Here is a 15,648-nt window from a genome sequence, read left to right on the forward strand (position 1 = left end):
CTTTTGTTTTTATAGGATTATTTTTTGCTCAATCTTTGAGCAGAAACTCAGCGGTCGCTTCGTCGGTGATCAAGCCATTGATCTGATGGCCGGTGACGGCCGCTTTGATAGCCTCGAACTTGCGTCTGCCCTTGGCTATTCCGATGACGTAAGAGGCTTCGCGCGGCGGAAGCGGCGCACTCGCGACACGGTCGTTGATCGCGTCCGACATCAACTTGCCGTCGCCATCGAACACCCAGCCGCAGATTTCGCCGGCCGCTCCCCGCTTCATCAGCGCCAGCATCTCGTTCTTCTCAAGAAAGCCATCGAGACAAAGCGGCGCCTCGATGCCCATCTCGCCGACGCCGACGAAAGTCACGTCGGCCTGCGCGCTGATATCGAGCGTCGAGCGTACCAGCGCCTGCGCATGCAGAAGTTCGCGCTCCTCGGCCGAGGAGACGAGCACCGGCAACGGCATGGGATAATGGCGCGCCTTGATTGCGTCGGCCATGCTGAAGATGACGTTGTAATAGGCGGCCGATCCGTCCGGACCGATATTGCCGGTCAGCGATACGACCCGGTGCTGCGGACATTCGATGACCGGCAGTTGATCGACCGCGGCCTTCAGCGTGCGGCCGGTGCCGATTGCCAGCACGATCGGATCGCTGCGCTTCAGCCAACGCTCGATTTCCGCAGCTCCCGCTTCGGCAATGCCGACTGTGGAGGATGTCCCGCCGGGATCGCTCGGCACCACTTCGACATGTCTGAGCTTGAATTTTTCCCGTAGCGCCACCGCATATTCGAGGCAGACGGCGATCGGATGATCCAGCCGCACCTTGATCAACCTTTCGGCAACCGCGAGCGAGACCAGCCGCTGTGCCGACTGCCGGGAGATTCCCATGGCGATGGCGATCTCGTCCTGCGTCCGCCCGGCAACATAATACAGCCAGCCGGCTCGCGCCGCATCGTCAAGCCGCCCCTGGGAATCCAACTTCCTGACCATCACATTCCTCTGCGAAAGCAGCACCCGTTGACCCGATACGGCACCAGTGCGGCACGTTACTCAGTTTCCGGCGGGATGACGCCTTTGGTCAAGGTGAAACATCCATAGAAGCGGCGTTCGCCGGTCTGGATCACGCAATAGGCGGCTTTTGCCCGTTCATAGAAAGCAAAACGCTCGACCGGCGTCAAAGGCCAGTGCTTGCCTTCGGCGCGATCGATCGCCGCCTGCACTTCCTTCTGAACCTGCGGCACGTCATCGGCCGCACCCACCACTTCCATGCGCGCCGCCGCATCGGTGATGAACGTATCGAGCGGCATTAGCGACAGCACCGCCGCGACAGCTTCGGCCGCGGATACGTTGTCGATCCGCAGCAGGTGGCCCAGCCTGGTTTGGCGCGCAATCGCATCGGCGGGAAAATTCGTGTCGACGATCGCCAGCATGTCGCCATGCCCCATCGATTTCAACGCATGCAGCACATCCGCATTCAACAGCGGTGAAATTCCCTTCAGCATGAACAGGTCTCCTCAAGCTCTTCGATCCGCGGCGGTTCCGACAACCGCGCTCCTTATTGGGAGCAAAGAAGTAATCGCGGCTCCGATCTCTGTCCATAGCCGTCGTGAACGTTGTCATCCGGAGAACCCAAGGATAAGAACTGTGCTTCGGATTATGGCTTATTTCGGCCTTTATTGACCGGATAGGTTCGTCGGCATTAACTGATGCGCCGGCGATATTGCGAGGGACGGGTGAGGATTCTTCTGGTCGAGGACGACGATATGATCGGCGGCGCGGTTCGCGACCATATCGCTGCGACTCCGCATGCCATCGACTGGGTGAAAAATCTCGCCGATGCGGCAGAAGTCACCAGCGCCGTGCATTACGGTCTCATCCTGCTCGACCTTCAGCTTCCCGATGGCATCGGCATCGATTTCCTCAAGAAACTGCGCCGCAAACCGGACGAGACGCCCGTCATCATTCTGACCGCCCGCGACCAGATTTCCGACCGTATCGAAGGCCTGAACAGCGGTGCCGACGATTATCTCGTCAAGCCTTTCAATCTCGGCGAGCTTACGGCCCGCATCATGGCGGTGGCCCGCCGTTACAGCGGCAGCCCGCAGCCGACCGTTCGTTTTGCCGATCTCGAAATCGACCTGCCGCAACGGCGCATCACGCTTTCCGGCAAGGATATCGTGCTGACCGGGCGGGAATGGGCCGTCCTCGATCTACTCGTTGCGCGGCCGGGCGCCATCGTCTCGAAGGACCAGATCGAAGAAGCGCTTTATGCCTTCGGTTCGGAAATCGAAAGCAACACCGTCGAGGTCTATGTCAGCCGCCTGCGCAAGAAGATCGGCAAGGACCGCATCCGCACGGCCCGCGGCGTCGGCTATTGCCTGGGTGAACGATGACGCGCAAGGGTCTCAACCGCACCAGCATCACCCGCCGCCTGATCGCGGCGCTGACCGGCACGGTCGTCCTGTTCTGGCTGATCGCCGTCGGCATCGGCGTCTATGTGGTCAACAAGGAGCTCTCCGAGACTTTCGACGGCGCGTTGCAGGAAACCGCTCAGCGGCTGATGCCGCTTGTGGTCGACGATCTTGCCGATCGCGATCCCTCTGCAGACCCGCAAACCCTCGAAAATATGGAGAGGGGACTTAACAAGGAATATCTGACCTACCAGGTGCTCGACGTGACAGGCAAGCTCATCCTGCACTCCCATGATGCACCGAAAACGCCCTACGACGTGCCTCTGAAGATCGGTTTCCACAACACTCCGAAATACCGAATCTACACCGAATCCTCCTCTGACGGCTCGCTCTTCCTGCATGTCGCCGACGCCTTCAAGAACCGCCGGGAAGCGTCGCGCGAGAGCGGCGTCGCCCTGCTCTGGCCGCTGCTTGCCCTCATCCCGGGCAGCATTGTCGCCATCTGGTTCATCGTCGGCCGCTCACTTCGGCCGATCGACCGGTTGCGATCGGAGATCGCCACCAAGGACGGCGGCAATATGGCCCCGTTGGAGAGCGACACGCTGCCGCGCGAACTCCAGCCGATAGGTCGCTCTGTCAATCTGTTGCTGGGCCGCCTGCGCTCCGCCCTCGAGGCCGAGCGCGAATTCACCGCCAACAGCGCCCATGAACTGCGCACGCCGATCGCCGGCGCACTCGCGCAAACCCAGCGTCTGATTGCCGAACTGCCGAAAGGGCCGCTCACCGAACGCGCCGGACGGATCGAGACTTCGCTCTCCAATCTCGGCCGCCTGGCGGAAAAACTGCTGCAGCTCTCCCGCGCCCAGGCCGGCATCGGCACCGGCGACAAGCCCGCCGATCTGATCGCCGTCGTTGAAACCGTGATCGGCGACTATGACCGGGATACGGGTACGGCGGGCCGCATTCTCCTGGAAAACGAGGCAGACGGAAAGCTGATCCGCAACGTCGATATCGACGCCTTCGCCATCGTTATGCGCAACCTGATCGAAAACGCCTTGATTCACGGTCCGACCGATGACGAAGTGACCGTCAGGATCGAGAAGGCCGGAACGATCCATATCCTGAATGGCGGGCATGTGTTCTCGCAAGCGGAACTGGCCGATTTGAAAAAGCGCTTCTGGCGCGGCAAGACGAAAGCCTCCGGCTCCGGCCTCGGCCTTGCCATTGCCGAGCGCATCGTTGCCCAGATCGGCGGCCGCCTCGATCTCCTGTCCCCCGCAACCGGTCGGGTGGACGGATTTGAGGCCAGGATCATCCCGCCCGAAGCTTGAGGAAGGCGAGACCGGGAGAAGCGCGGATTGGCCTTGCAAAGACCGGCAAAGGGTGCGAGCAAGCGCGAGACGTTTCCTGCAGGCTAATATTCATGATCGTTTCTTTCGATATCGGGGGCTCTGCCATCAAGGGCGGCATCGCCTATTCCATGACGGACATCACGCCGCTCGCCCGCCGCCCGACGCCAAAGTATGATTTCGGCGCATTCGTCGCGGCCTTGCGCGCCGTCATCGCCGAAGCCGGCGAGAAGCCTGACTGCATTTCCTTTTCCATTGCCGGCGTCGTGGACCCCGATACGCAGGCGCTCATCTGTGCCAACATTCCCTGCATCGATGGCCGTCGCCTTGCCGCCGAACTGGAAACGGAACTCGGCTATCCCGTCCTGATCGCCAACGATGCCGATTGCTTTGCTATGGCGGAAGCGATGTCCGGCGCGGGGCGCTGCCACCGCATTGTCTTCGGCGCTATTCTCGGCACCGGCGTCGGCGGCGGCCTTGTGGCGGATGGCCGTCTCGTCAACGCTGCCGGCGGCTTTGCCGGCGAGTGGGGCCACGGGCCGATCATCGCCTCCTTCGCCGGTCATCCGCCGGCTGTCATTCCCGCCTATCCCTGTGGCTGCGGTCAGATGGGCTGCGTCGACACCATCGGCGGCGCTCGCGGCGTCGAGCGCCTGCACAAGACCCTGCATGGGTTGGAATTTTCCAGCGAGGAGATCATCGGGCAATGGCTTGATGGCGACGCCAAGGCGGAACGGACGATCGATATCCTCGTCGATCTCGTCGCCTCACCTCTGGCGTTGACCATCAACATCACCGGCGCGACCATCGTCCCGGTCGGCGGCGGCCTTTCCAATGTCGAGCCCCTGCTGGCGCGGCTGGACGCGGCGGTGCGCTCACGCATCCTCCGCAAGTTCGACCGCCCGCTCGTCGTGCCGAGCGAATGCAAGGTCGAACCCGGGCTGATCGGCGCGGCATTGCTGGGACTGAAATTTGCCGAAGAGCAAAGCCATGCTGCTTGAGGTCTGCGTCGAGGATATTGCCGGCCTCAACGCCGCCATTGCGGGCGGCGCAGATCGCATCGAGCTTTGCAGCGCCCTTGCCGTCGGAGGCCTGACGCCGAGTGCCGGCCTGATGTTGGCGGCGGCGCGTGCGCCCATCCCCGCCTATGCCATGATCCGCCCGCGCGCCGGCAGCTTCGTCTACTCAGCCGATGAGCTGGATGTCATGAAGAGCGATATCGATGCTGCCCGCCACGCAGGTCTAGCGGGCGTCGTGCTCGGCGCCTCCCTGCCGGACGGCCGCCTGGACAGCGATACGCTCCGCGCGCTTGTCGCCCATGCCGGAAGCCTCGGCAAGACATTGCATCGCGCCTTCGATCTCGTTCCCGATATCGAAGAGGCAGTGGAGCTCGCCATATCCCTCGGCTTCGAGCGCATTCTGACCTCGGGCTGCGAGAAGACAGCCGTGGAAGGCGCCGGCGCATTGGAACAGGCGATCGCCATTGCCGCCGGCCGCATCGCCATCATGCCCGGCTCGGGCGTCAACATCAGAACGATCGGCAAGCTCTGGCCGCGACTGGCGATTAGCGAAATCCATGCGTCCTGTTCCGTTGCCGATCCTGAGACGGATGAACGCCTGCTCGCCTTCGGATTTTCGACCCCAGCGGTGCGCCGCACCGACGCTGCGACCGTCAGGGCGCTCAAGGCATATTTCGCCTGAGCAAGCACTGCGATTTGACAAGAATTGGTAGAGTGATCAATCGTTCATAAACGCATATTCTGTAGCTATGGATCGGCTGCAGAATGCCAACCCATTGCAGTTAAGCAGGTTTCCTCTGGAGTAGCTGTAGATCTGAACCATGTCGGTCGCGCCACCTCGCAAGAAAAGCAGGGCTGTCTTCTGGATTGCGGCGATCGTCATCGGCTCGATCATTTTGGCCACGGCGTTTCTTGCCAACGACATGCGTAATCTGAGAGCGCTTGATGCCCGCTACCATCTCGATCTTTTCAAGGGGTCAGCGCAGCAGCCCTCCCGCCCCGTCGTGACAACAGCCGACCCACAAACCGCCCCCGCCCAAACTGCCAATTCGAAACCAGCCGAAATCGCCGGCGCGAAGACTGCGCCGGCCAATCCAGGGACGACGACAGCCGCACCAGCACAAAAGCAGGTCACAGCTGCCAAAAAACCGGCAGCGGCGAAGCCGCCGCCGGCCCGGCGCTCCCACATATTCGACCCGCCCGTCGATCCCCTGCGCGGCGCATTCGTACGAAGCTGGCGAATAATGGGCCAGACGCTCTGCGCCGACCTTTCGAAGTCCGGCCTGTCCGTCGGCGAATGGCGGCAGAGCGCACTTGGCGCCGGAACCTTCGAATGCAGCTACGAGATCCAGAAGGGCGGCAACGGGGATCCCAACGCCGCGTCCTTCTTCATTATCGTTCGAGGCACGCCGACCGGAGAACTCGACAATATCCGCATCAAGGTGATCATGCCCGACAATGCCGACGGCCGGGCGATCGGCGAGACATTCGTCGACGCCGTCGTGCTGCTGCTGACCGAAACCCGCTGGCTCGACTTCCAGACGGCACTCGAAGCGATCGGCAAACTGCAGGACGTGACGCTGGAAGCTTTCGGTGCAAAGCTCGCCTTCTTCCGGGAGTTCCGCAACGACAGGAGTTTTAATCTTCAGCTAGGGCTGGAGAGAAAAGCGCCGGAACAGATCCGCACCGCCATCGTCTTCGACAAGGCACGCTGGACGCTCCCGTCGCCACCTGCAAAATAGCAAACTGCTCGCGAATTTTACCCGCTTTTTGTTGCGGTCAGCGGCCATTATCGCCAGTCGAAAGAAGCGGCCTGAAATTTTGCACCGTCAAGCGGCAATGGCCGACGGACGCGGATGGACGAGGTGGTCGCGAAGTACGGAGCCGGAGCGGTCGACCTCCTGCAGCAGCACGTCATAGCTCCAGAGATCGGCAAGATGCTGCAGCACGCGCTTGGCATCGATATCCTCTAACACGCCGCCATTCAGCACCGTATGCTTCAGCATGAGCCGCCGGTCGCCGGCAAGATCGACATCGACGATCTCGATATGCGGATCGATCCAACCAACATCATATTGCCGTGCCAGTTCGCGCCGAATGCGCTTGTAGCCGCGCTCGTCATGGATTGCCGCCACCAGCAATCCCTCCTCCTCTTCCGGATCGTCCGTGAGGTGGAACATGCGCATTTTGCGCATCAGATGCGGGCTGAGGAACTGCGATACGAAACTCTCATCTCGGTAATTAGCCCAGAGATCGCGCAGCACCGCCATGACATCGCCAGTCCCGGCGATATCAGGAAACCAATTCCGATCCTCATCCTTCGGCTTCGTCACGATCCGCTCGATATCCTGCATCATGGCGAAACCGAGCGCGTAAGGATTGAAGCCGGAAAAACGCGGATCGTTGAAGGAAGGTTGGAAGACGACATTGGTGTGCGATTTCAGGAATTCGAGGAAATCGCCGTCACCGATACCGCCAAGCTCGTGCAGCCGCGTCATGATACGATAGTGCACATAGGTCGCCGTACCCTCGTTCATGACCTTGGTCTGGCTTTGCGGGTAAAAATATTGCGCCACATGCCGGACGATGCGCAGGATTTCCCGCTGCCACGGCTTCATCCGCGGCGCCATCTTCTCCAGGAAATAAAGGATATTCTCCTGCGGCAGGCCGGTGAGCGAACGCCGGTGTTCCAAATCGAGGTCGGGCGCCTTCTTGCCCTTTACGACTGGAACCGTGCGCCAGAGATCGTTGAAGATCCGCTCGTCATATTCGCGCCGCTCGCGCTCGCGCCTTTCCTCGTCGCGAAGATCGAGCGTCTTCTTGCCAGCATAGCGATGGACGCCGTGCGACATCAGCGCATGCGCCGCATCCAGCGTCCGCTCCACGGCGGCATGACCATAGCGCTCCTCGCAACGGGCGATATAACCCTTGGCGAAGTTGAGGTAGTCGAGAATACCCTCCGCATCCGTCCAGAGCTTGAACAGGTAATTGTTCTTGAAAAAATGATTGTGCCCGAAGGCGGCGTGGGCGACCACCAGCGCCTGCATCGTCGCCGTATTCTCCTCCATCAGATAGGAGATGCAAGGCGAGCTGTTGATGACGATCTCGTAGGCAAGGCCGCGCAGACCTTTGCGATAAAAAGCCTCGTGATGCGCGAAATGCTTGCCGAAGGACCAATGCTTGTAGAACAGCGGCATACCGATCGAGGAATAGACATCGAGCATCTGTTCGGCGGTGATGATCTCGATTTGGTTGGGATAGACATCAAGGCCGAGCTCGCCGATGGCGATTCGCTCGCAGGCATTGTGGATCCGCTGGATGGTGCCGAAATCCCAGTCCGCACCCTCGAAAAGCCGCTCCATCGACGCCTTTGCCATTATCCGCTCCTGGTTTCCGCCGCCCGGCGCTGAAAAAGATCATGGAAGACCGGGTAAATCTGGCTGCGATCGCTGACCCGTCGCATCGACAGCACCGGCCAGCCCACCTGAATTCGCTCATAGAGCGACCACAGCGCCGAACCGGAAGAGATCGCGACGCTCCTCGCCTCCCCCACCTCCAGATAGGCGAAATACTGGCTGACCGGCAGGATGGCGCCAGTGAGGAGCGCCGCCGCCGTCGCATTGTCCGAATAGGCATTATCGCCATCCGACGCCTGCGCCGCATAGATGTTCCAGTCCGATGGCGGAAAACGATCGTGAACGATCCGCCGCATGGCTTCGAGGGCGCTCGACACCTGTGTGCCACCGGTCGCCGGGCTGCGGAAGAACGTTTCCTCATCCACCTCTTCAGCCACATCCGTATGACGGATGAAGACGATCTCGACGCGGCGATACTGCCTCGTCAGGAAAATGTAGAGCAGCATGTAGAAGCGCTTGGCGAGATCCTTCATGTGCTCCGACATCGAGCCGGAGACGTCCATCAGGCAGAACATCACGGCTTGGGCCACCGGCTTCGGCTCGTTCTCGAAACGGCGGTAGCGGATGTCGATCGGGTCGATGTAGGGAATGCGCCGGACCTTCGATTCCAGCACCTTGATCTCGGCCTCGAGCGCAGCGCGGCGCTCCTCATCCTTGCATTCGGCCGCCTCCGCGATCAGCTCGGCGACGGTCTCGGGCTTCGGACGGTGCAGAGCCACGCGCCGCATCATCGCCAGCCGCATAGTGCGGTTGATGGCAAGATTAGCCGGCGACCCCGTGACCGAATAGCCCGAGCGTACAGGATTGGGCTGATCGGTCGTCGTCAGTCGCTTCTTGGCAAGATCGGGAAGTTCAAGATCGTCAAGGAAAAGGTCGAGGAATTCCTCGCGGGTGAGAATGAAGCGGAAGGCGTCTTCGCCGCTGCCCTCGCCGCCTGCTCGCCCCCTTCCCCCACCGCTCTCCGGCCGCGGAAGGATATCGCCCTCAAGGAAGTCCTTATTGCCGGGAAGGATATGCTCATGCAGGCCCTCCGGGCCGCGATGGAACCGGGGTTCCTCGGTTCCATCGATGGGAATGCTGATCTCGCCGCCCTTCAGAATGTCCTGAATGTCGCGATTTTGAGAGGATTCGTAGACCGCCCTCTGCACCAGCGCTTTTGCTCTTCGCAAAAACCGTTGACGATTTTCTAGACTTTTGCCGCCTGGATTCAGGCGCCGGTCAACAATGTGCATTCCTTCTTCCTTGGTGGCTCATCCTGCCTGTTTCACACGCATGTACCATTCCACAAGCCGCCGAACCTGACGCTCGGTATAGCCGCGCGCCATCATGCGTTCGACGAATTCGCCATGTTTCTTTTCCGTCTCGCCATCCTTCTTGGATCCGAACGAGATCACCGGCAGGAGGTCCTCGACCTGGGAGAACATTCGCTTTTCGATGACTTCGCGAATCTTCTCGTAACTGGTCCAGGACGGATTCTTACCGCCGTGGCTTGCCCGCGCCCGCAGGCAGAACTTCACAATCTCGTTGCGGAAGTCTTTGGGATTGGCGATACCCGCCGGCTTTTCGATTTTGGTCAGTTCCTGGTTGAGAAGCTCTCGGTCCAGAAGCTGGCCGGTATCCGGGTCCTTGAAATCGACATCCTCGATCCAGGCATCGGCATAATCGACATATCGGTCAAAGAGATTCTGGCCGTAATCCGCATAGGATTCCAGATAGGCCTTTTGAATCTCATGTCCAATAAATTCCGCATAGCGCGGTGCAAGCTCGCTCTTGATGAACTCTATATAGAGCTTTTCGGTTTCGAGCGGCAGTTGCTCGCGGCGGATCGCCTGCTCCAGCATATACATCAGATGCACCGGATCGGCACCGATCTCCGTCGTATCGTAGTTGAAGGTCGCCGCCAGCACCTTGAAGGCGAAGCGTGTCGAGGCCCCGTCCATGCCTTCGTCGACACCGGCCGCATCGCGATACTCCTGCACGCTGCGCGCCCTCGGATCGGTCTCCTTCAGGCTTTCGCCGTCATAGACACGAAGCTTGGAGAAGGCGGTCGAGTTCTCGTGCTTGGCAAGCCTTGTGAGAACCGTGAAGCGGGCAAGCGTCTCCAGCGTCGACGGCGCGCAGGGCGCGTCGCTGAGCTCGGATTCCTCGATCAGTTTCTCGTAGATCTTCTGCTCTTCGGTGACCCGTAGGCAATAGGGCACCTTCACGACGCAGATGCGGTCGATGAAGGCCTCATTGTTCTTGTTGGCCTTGAAGCTCTGCCATTCCGACTCGTTCGAGTGAGCGAGAATGATTCCCGAGAAGGGAATGGCGCCGATATTCTCGGTACCGATATAATTGCCCTCCTGCGTTGCCGTCAGCAACGGATGCAACATCTTGATCGGCGCCTTGAACATCTCGACGAATTCGAGAATGCCCTGGTTGGCGCGATTGAGCGCACCGGAATAGCTGTAGGCATCGGGATCGTTCTGCGCCAGGCTTTCGAGTTTGCGGATATCGACCTTGCCGACCAGCGAAGAAATGTCCTGGTTGTTCTCATCACCCGGTTCGGTCTTGGCGACGGCGATTTGTCGCAGCCTGGACGGCTGTATCCTGACCACGCGGAAGCGGGAAATATCGCCCTCGAACTCTTCCAGCCGCTTCAGGCACCACGGGCTCATCAGCCCGGTCAGACGCCTGCGAGGGATGCCGTAGCGCTCCTCGACCATCGGCCCCATCGTCACGGGATCGAATAGACTGAGCGGACTTTCGAACACCGGACTGAGCTCATTTCCGGCCTTCAGCACATAGATCGGGTGGACCTCCATCAGCGATTTCAGCCGCTCGGCAAGCGAGGATTTACCTCCGCCGACGGGGCCGAGCAGGTAGAGGATCTGCTTACGCTCCTCCAACCCCTGCGCCGCATGGCGGAAGAAGGCGACAATGCGTTCGATCGTCTCTTCCATGCCGAAGAAGCCCGAAAAAGCCGGATAGGTCCGGATGGTTCGGTTCATGAAGATACGCCCGAGGCGGGTATCCTTGGCCGTATCGATCAGCAGCGGTTCACCCATCGCGGCCAGCAGGCGCTCCGACGCATTCGCGTACATGAGCACATCATCCCGGCACGCTTCCAGGTATTCGGAGAATGACATCTCGACTTCGCGCCGTGCTTCGAAAGAACGGGCGAACGTGTTGAATAGCACATCGTTGTTTAACATGGCGCCTCGATAGCTTGCTATTGCAATAAACGCCGGACTTAACGGGATCGTTTCCCGCTAGTATCTAAGGTGCGGTAATACTCGCTTCGAATCAATAGGTGACCCTTCAATAATTCGTACGCTTGATTGCATTAGCCATCAATATCTTGAAAGGTTCTTTCACCGGAATTAATAATTAATACCTCTAAAGTTGCGAACTCCGCCCATACCTCCACCATTAGACGCGCTTGACAGGCCACACAAAGGCGCGATTCGGCTCGCCCTTTCAGAGGGCCATCAGCCGCGATGTTCCGGTTGAAACGAGGGGGAAATTCAGAATTGGAAACTGGAGCGGAATCGACCTCGCGCCGCCGCCGCTTGCCAGAGGATACGCATCAGGGCCAGAGGATACGCATCAGGGATTGCCGTGCCGCACATGCGCCGCGTCATATCGCAGCCGGGAGGCTTTCGAAAATCGCGATGATCTCGAGAGGAAAGCAAGAATGGTGCCCAGGACCGGAATCGAACCAGTGACACGCGGATTTTCAATCCGCTGCTCTACCAACTGAGCTACCTGGGCATCTCTGCTTCACGCCGATCGAAAGGTCTTCGAAGACCCTGGGCGGTTGGTTCGCCCCGGAAGCGAGCGGGGTTATAGCATCTTGTTCGCCCATGTCCAGCCGCAAATGACTCTTTTTTGACAGGAAATGGATTTTTGACAATTCGCAAATGAAATGAATGGCTTCGACGAAATGGCGAAGCGCCTATTCCTCGTCGGAGGCCTTGGTCTCGTCCTCCGCAACGGGAATGGCATAGGAGCCGTTCAGCCATCGCGACAGATCGAGTGAGCGGCAACGATCCGAACAGAAGGGATAATGCTCGCGCACCGAGGGCCGACCGCATTCCGAGCAAGCTCGTGTCTTGCGCAGCGGCTCGATCTTTGCGCCCATCTTGATCCTGTTATCGTCCGCCATGACGATCATCCTTCCTGCCATTCCGCGTAGACGTCAAATCCTTCGCCCGCGAGAAGCAGCATGGTTTCATAAAGTGGCAAACCAACGACATTCGTATAGGAGCCGATCAGCTTCTGTACGAAAGAGCCCGCAAGCCCCTGTATGCCGTAGGCGCCGGCCTTGCCCCGCCACTGGCCGGAGGCGAGATACATGTCGATATCCTTGCCGGACAGCCGCTTGAAGCGGACCTTGGTCTCGACCACCTTCTGGCGCAGCTTGCGGTCCGGTGTGATCAGGCAGATGCCGGTATAGACGACATGGCTGCGGCCGGAGAGCAGATGCAGCGCCGAAGACGCCTCGTCGACGAATTCCGCTTTCGGCAGGATCCGCCGTCCAACAGCGACGACCGTATCTGCGGCAAGGATATAGCTTCCCTGCCATGCGACATCACCCTTCACCGCCGCGAACGCCGCCTCGCCCTTTTCCGACGAAAGCCGGCGTGCCAGCGAGCGCGGGTGCTCCGACTTCTTCGGAGCCTCATCGATATCCATGGGCATCAGGCGTGCCGCTTCGATCCCCGCCTGATGCAGGAGATCGACGCGGCGCGGCGATCCGGAGGCCAGTATCAGCTTGTGTTTCAGCGCCATAAAACCTCGACCGTGACAGGCGGCAAACGGAGGGCCGGCTCGGATGCGAGCTGCGGACTACTTGAAACGATAGGTGATGCGGCCCTTGGTCAGGTCGTAGGGTGTCATTTCCACGAGCACCTTGTCGCCGGCGAGAACGCGGATGCGGTTCTTGCGCATGCGGCCGGCGGTGTGAGCGATGATCTCATGCTCGTTTTCCAGCTTCACGCGGAAGGTCGCGTTCGGCAGCAATTCGGTGACGACACCGGGAAATTCAAGGACTTCTTCTTTCGGCATTAAAGCTTCTTTTCCTGTGGGGTTGAGGCCGGCGTCCATGACAAAAAGTAAGGCCGCCGGAAATTTGCGCGGAAACTACACAATCGCCACGGTTTTGTGAACCTCGTTGATAAGGCTTTCTGCATTTGTTTAACGCGGCACTCTAAAGAGAGCCGCGATGCTCGACCAACCGGCTTTCGATCATGCCGAGAAGATTGTCTCTCACCTCGCGATAGGCATTGAGGATCTGCTCGCGCGTGCCGCCCGCAACCGAGGGATCGATGGTCGGCCAATAGATGACGTCGATGGCATTGGCGCGCGTCAGTTCCAGGGCCGCATGATGCGCTTCGGGAGAAAGCGTGATGATGACATCGAAGAAATCATCCTCCAGCTCCTCCAGAGTCTGGGGCTGCCGCCGTCCGAGCGAGAGACCGATTTCGCTCAGCACGACATCGACGAAGGGATTGCGCTCGCCGGCACGGACGCCGGCCGAGGCGACATAGGTGCCCTGCGGCAGCATTCCGCGCGCGATCGCTTCGGCCATCGGCGAGCGGATCGTGTTTAGTCCGCACATGAAGAGAATGGCGCCCGGCGCCTTTCCGTTATGTTCGATGGCTTTCGGCTGTTCCATCGCCGTTACCCGCGCCAGTAGAGCACGCAGACGAGTGTGAAAAGCCGCCGGGCCGTGTCGAAATCCACGATGATCTTGCCCTTCAGCCGGTCCATCAGCGTCCGCGAGCCCTCATTGTGAATGCCGCGGCGGCCCATGTCGATGGCTTCGATGCGGCTGGGGGTGGCCGAGCGGATGGCCTCGTAATAGCTTTCGCAGATCATGAAGTAGTCCTTCACGATCCGCCGGAACGGCGTCAGCGACAGGATATGGGTGGCGACGACGCCCCCCGCTTCCGTGCGGATATCGAAGACGAGCTTCTGATCGACCAGGGACAGGTTCAAGCGATAAGGCCCGCCGTTATGGCCGACAGGCTCAAAACTGTTTTCCTCGATCAGGTCGAAAATCGCGACGGCGCGCTCATGCTCGACGTCGGGCGTCGAACGGCCGATCGTGTCGTCCAAGACCACGTCGCTCAGCCGGAAGACGCTGTCAGTCATGCCCTACCCTTCGAGATTGAGGCGGATCGCAACGGACCGCGCATGGGCATCGAGCCCTTCGGAATTGGCGAGCGCGATTGCCGCCGGTCCAAGCGTGCGCAATTGCTCGGGACCGAGCCTCAGGATCGAGGTGCGCTTGACGAAATCAAGCACCGAGAGCCCGGACGAGAAGCGCGCGGAGCGGGCGGTCGGCAGCACATGGTTGGAGCCGCCGACATAATCGCCGATCACTTCCGGCGTATGACGGCCGACGAAAATCGCGCCGGCATTGCGAATGCCGGCAAGCAGCGCATCCGGATCGTCGACAGCGAGCTCGACATGTTCGGCGGCGATGCGGTTGGCGAGGGGAATGGCCTGCTTCAGGTCGGAAACCAGGATGATGGCGCCGAAATCCCGCCAGCTTGCAGCCGCCGTCTGCGATCGGCTGAGTTGCTTGAGCTGGCGCTCGACCGCGCCTTCCACGGCCTTGCCGAATGCAGCATCGTCCGTAATCAGGATCGACTGCGCGCCCTCGTCGTGCTCCGCCTGCGCCAGAAGATCGGCGGCCAGCCAATCCGGATCATTGTGCTTGTCGGCAATGACGAGCACTTCCGACGGACCAGCAATCATGTCGATGCCGACGGTGCCGAAAACCTGCCGCTTGGCGGCGGCGACATAGGCATTGCCGGGACCGGTGATCTTGGCGACCGGGGCAATCGTCTCGGTTCCATAGGCAAGCGCCGCAATCGCCTGCGCCCCGCCGATGCGGTAGATTTCCTCGACGCCGGCCATGCGGGCCGCTGCAAGCACAGCCGGATTGACCGCGCCCTTCATGGTCGGCACGGCGATGACGACGCGGTCGACGCCGGCGACCTTGGCCGGCACGGCATTCATCAGCACCGAGCTCGGATAGCTCGCCGTGCCGCCGGGCACATAGAGGCCGACGGCTTCGATCGCCGTCCAGCGCGAGCCGAGACCGACGCCGAGATCGTCCTCATAGATATCGTCCTTCGGCAATTGCCGGCGATGATGCGATTCGATACGGGTGGCGGCGACCTTGAGCGCGCCCAGCACTTCGGCAGGGACGGCGGCAACAGCCGCATCGATCTCCGCTTCGCTGACGCGCATCGGCGTCGTCGCGAAATCGATGCCCTCGAACTTCTTGGAATAATCGGCAAGAGCCGCATCGCCCCGCGCCCGCACATCATCGATGATGGCGCGTACGACGGCGTTCACATCCTCGGACACTTCCCGCTTGGTCGTCAGAAAAGCGGCAAACTGCTGCTCGAAACCTTCCGATGCCTGATCCAGCCAGATAGCCAACGCTGATAATCCTTTTAC

Annotated in this window: 16 protein-coding genes and 1 tRNA gene; 5 read left to right on the forward strand and 12 right to left on the reverse strand. The window is 60.3% G+C overall.

Features of this window, described 5'->3' with window-relative positions:
• Positions 1 to 28 precede the first annotated feature (28 nt).
• Positions 29 to 982: a sugar-binding transcriptional regulator gene (locus QA646_RS13570; protein WP_283055955.1), complete on the reverse strand. Its 954-nt coding sequence runs from the start codon at positions 980 to 982 to the stop codon at positions 29 to 31.
• Between the two features lie 56 nt (positions 983 to 1,038).
• On the reverse strand, positions 1,039 to 1,494 hold the full coding sequence (locus tag QA646_RS13575; protein WP_283055956.1) for an RbsD/FucU family protein: 456 nt from the start codon (positions 1,492 to 1,494) through the stop codon (positions 1,039 to 1,041).
• Positions 1,495 to 1,725: 231 nt separating this feature from the next.
• Between QA646_RS13575 and QA646_RS13580 the strand changes: the two genes are divergently transcribed.
• From QA646_RS13580 to QA646_RS13600, 5 genes are all read left to right on the forward strand, one after another.
• Positions 1,726 to 2,385: a response regulator transcription factor gene (locus QA646_RS13580; RefSeq protein ID WP_283055957.1), complete on the forward strand. Its 660-nt coding sequence runs from the start codon at positions 1,726 to 1,728 to the stop codon at positions 2,383 to 2,385.
• The gene (locus QA646_RS13585; RefSeq protein ID WP_283055958.1) at positions 2,382 to 3,734 is read left to right on the forward strand and encodes an ATP-binding protein; all 1,353 of its coding nucleotides are present in this window, start codon (positions 2,382 to 2,384) and stop codon (positions 3,732 to 3,734) included. The genes QA646_RS13580 and QA646_RS13585 overlap by 4 nt, the downstream gene beginning before the upstream one ends.
• Before the next feature lie 92 nt (positions 3,735 to 3,826).
• The gene (locus tag QA646_RS13590) at positions 3,827 to 4,753 is read left to right on the forward strand and encodes an ROK family protein (protein WP_283055959.1); all 927 of its coding nucleotides are present in this window, start codon (positions 3,827 to 3,829) and stop codon (positions 4,751 to 4,753) included.
• A complete protein-coding gene (locus tag QA646_RS13595; protein ID WP_283055960.1) occupies positions 4,743 to 5,453 on the forward strand; it encodes a copper homeostasis protein CutC in 711 nt (236 codons plus the stop codon). Before QA646_RS13590 ends, QA646_RS13595 begins: the two co-directional genes overlap by 11 nt.
• Before the next feature lie 139 nt (positions 5,454 to 5,592).
• Positions 5,593 to 6,513: a DUF6030 family protein gene (locus tag QA646_RS13600; protein ID WP_283055961.1), complete on the forward strand. Its 921-nt coding sequence runs from the start codon at positions 5,593 to 5,595 to the stop codon at positions 6,511 to 6,513.
• Between the two features lie 87 nt (positions 6,514 to 6,600).
• Here QA646_RS13600 and QA646_RS13605 read toward each other — a convergent pair whose 3' ends face one another.
• The 10 genes from QA646_RS13605 to hisD form a co-directional block, all read right to left on the reverse strand.
• Positions 6,601 to 8,148 (reverse strand): SpoVR family protein, encoded by a 1,548-nt coding sequence (locus QA646_RS13605; protein ID WP_283055962.1) that lies wholly within the window; start codon positions 8,146 to 8,148, stop codon positions 6,601 to 6,603.
• A complete protein-coding gene (locus QA646_RS13610; RefSeq protein ID WP_283055963.1) occupies positions 8,148 to 9,419 on the reverse strand; it encodes a YeaH/YhbH family protein in 1,272 nt (423 codons plus the stop codon). The genes QA646_RS13605 and QA646_RS13610 overlap by 1 nt, the downstream gene beginning before the upstream one ends.
• Positions 9,420 to 9,437: 18 nt before the next feature.
• Positions 9,438 to 11,384: a PrkA family serine protein kinase gene (locus QA646_RS13615; RefSeq protein WP_283055964.1), complete on the reverse strand. Its 1,947-nt coding sequence runs from the start codon at positions 11,382 to 11,384 to the stop codon at positions 9,438 to 9,440.
• 483 nt (positions 11,385 to 11,867) lie between these two features.
• Positions 11,868 to 11,943: transfer RNA gene (locus QA646_RS13620), tRNA-Phe, on the reverse strand.
• Between the two features lie 184 nt (positions 11,944 to 12,127).
• Positions 12,128 to 12,337, reverse strand: a complete 210-nt coding sequence (gene yacG / locus QA646_RS13625) for a DNA gyrase inhibitor YacG (protein WP_283055965.1) — start codon at positions 12,335 to 12,337, stop codon at positions 12,128 to 12,130.
• A 5-nt stretch (positions 12,338 to 12,342) separates the two neighbouring features.
• Positions 12,343 to 12,963, reverse strand: coding sequence for a Maf-like protein (locus tag QA646_RS13630; RefSeq protein ID WP_283055966.1), 621 nt, complete (start codon positions 12,961 to 12,963; stop codon positions 12,343 to 12,345).
• 57 nt (positions 12,964 to 13,020) lie between these two features.
• Entirely contained in the window at positions 13,021 to 13,239 is a 219-nt protein-coding gene (gene infA / locus QA646_RS13635; protein WP_004117876.1) for a translation initiation factor IF-1, read from the reverse strand.
• Between the two features lie 142 nt (positions 13,240 to 13,381).
• Positions 13,382 to 13,849: a low molecular weight phosphatase family protein gene (locus tag QA646_RS13640; RefSeq protein ID WP_283055967.1), complete on the reverse strand. Its 468-nt coding sequence runs from the start codon at positions 13,847 to 13,849 to the stop codon at positions 13,382 to 13,384.
• Between the two features lie 5 nt (positions 13,850 to 13,854).
• Positions 13,855 to 14,328 (reverse strand): UPF0262 family protein, encoded by a 474-nt coding sequence (locus tag QA646_RS13645; protein WP_283055968.1) that lies wholly within the window; start codon positions 14,326 to 14,328, stop codon positions 13,855 to 13,857.
• Between the two features lie 3 nt (positions 14,329 to 14,331).
• On the reverse strand, positions 14,332 to 15,630 hold the full coding sequence (gene hisD / locus QA646_RS13650; protein ID WP_283055969.1) for a histidinol dehydrogenase: 1,299 nt from the start codon (positions 15,628 to 15,630) through the stop codon (positions 14,332 to 14,334).
• Positions 15,631 to 15,648 lie beyond the last annotated feature (18 nt).

The organism is Rhizobium sp. CB3090 (assembly GCF_029714285.1).
Lineage (GTDB): Bacteria > Pseudomonadota > Alphaproteobacteria > Rhizobiales > Rhizobiaceae > Rhizobium.